The organism is Oleiphilus sp. HI0043 (assembly GCF_001634935.1).
Genome location: NZ_LWEY01001560.1, coordinates 1 through 1,581 on the forward strand (window position 1 = coordinate 1; position 1,581 = coordinate 1,581).

Sequence of the window (1,581 nt, forward strand, 5' to 3'; positions counted from 1 at the left end):
CTCGTCACTGACATAGTCTCCGGTGATAAGTGTACCAGGATGGTCAGGCTCAAAAGTATTCTTAACTCTTAAAGGAATACGGTTACTACGTAAACCCTTGGCCGCTTTAGGGTGAATAGCTTCCATTCCCAGGTTAGCTAACTGATCGGCAACATCATAGTTTGTCCGTCCGATAGGAATAGCATTTTCTTCACCAACCAAACGAGGATCAGCCGTGCTCAAGTGAAATTCTTTATGGATGATGGTTTCACGCGCTTCGGTCAATACAGCGATGCGGCTAAAGGTCATTTCACTATAGCCACGGTCAAAAGTAGACATCAAGCCTTCCTCGCTATGCGCATAACCCGTCGCGATAGGTATCTGACTTGCCAAATCCAAGCCTTGAAACGCTTCAACGATCCGCTCATCCAAAGAGGTATGCTGTGCCGCGCGCCAGCCAGTTAAATCAACAAAACAAGCATTGAAACCGTCACGTTCAAGAAGCTTTGCAGTGTTCCAAGCGCTATGAGCCTCACCGATACTCGCCAACATTTCCCGAACAGTCGCCAAATGTGCGGAAAGCTCAAAATGCCCGTGTTGACAAAGTCTTTGAAGATCAACAAGACACTGCTCTGCATCATCCAGACGCTCGCCAATAAAACTATTCGCCTGCTGCAAAAGCTCACCTTCACCAAATAAGCCTGCGTTTATGGCCTGCATATCAGCTTTCACTTGCTGCAGCGCCTGGTGCCAACTCTTGTCTTTCAAGCCGTTGGCAAATAACGCATAGATTCCTGGCTGGCTAGTCTTTTTGTGCTCTAACAAAGCGTCTGTCATGCCGCCATACGCTGAAACCACAAATACACGCTGATAGATCGTATCCTCTCTTGAGGGTTTGCTGATTATATTATCGCGAATAGCGACATAATCACTCATTGACGTTCCACCGATCTTTTCAACACTATGCGATTTCATAACACCCTTCTATCACCAACACGCTTTAGAGAACTAGCCTGTAAAAAACGCGCTATTTTACGCCATTAACGAAATTTGTCTATCTGCCTCATTTTTAGCCCTCACTGAAAGACTGCAAGCCATGTAATCTTTCCAAAACTTAAAGCTAGATTGGCGATATTCGTTTTTATTATCGATATAATGCAGAGCAATTATTTAAGCTAAGTGGCCTGCTAATAAAATGACCATTGAAAACGAAAACACCTCAACATCCGCACAGCCCGACAAACGCTCTGAGCACCGGACACCAATGAAGTGTAAACTTAAAGTGTCTCACCCCAGTATTGGCGATCAAATTGTCACTACCCGTGATATCTCCGATGGCGGTGTATTTCTTCTAACAGAGAATATTCCTATGCCACCGGTCGGCACCGTTGTCCAGGGCCAGGTCCAGGGCATGGGAGAAACAGCGCCTGTACTGAAAATGAAAATTGTCCGAATGGAACCTGCGGGTATTGGTCTGAAGTTTATCTCCTAGTATCAGTTGCCCCCTATTTAAACTTAGCCAAATTGAATTAATATCTGTGAAATCAAGGAACGTCTAATCATGAAAAACCACCTTCTTAGCTATTCTCTTATTGCCTGCAG

At 45.0% G+C, this 1,581-nt stretch carries 2 protein-coding genes; one reads left to right on the forward strand and one right to left on the reverse strand.

Annotated elements, in window-relative coordinates:
• A partial coding sequence (locus tag A3729_RS23270) for an aspartate kinase (protein WP_068634339.1) occupies nucleotides 1–954 on the reverse strand: 954 nt, incomplete at its 3' end.
• 220 nt (nucleotides 955–1,174) lie between these two features.
• Between A3729_RS23270 and A3729_RS23275 the strand changes: the two genes are divergently transcribed.
• The gene (locus A3729_RS23275) at nucleotides 1,175–1,471 is read left to right on the forward strand and encodes a PilZ domain-containing protein (protein ID WP_068514521.1); all 297 of its coding nucleotides are present in this window, start codon (nucleotides 1,175–1,177) and stop codon (nucleotides 1,469–1,471) included.
• Nucleotides 1,472–1,581: the final 110 nt, after the last annotated feature.

What these genes read in the sequence shown, in the direction of transcription:
- A3729_RS23275 (WP_068514521.1), top strand. Translation starts at nt 1,175, where the DNA reads ATGACCATTGAAAACGAAAACACCTCAACATCCGCACAGCCCGACAAA.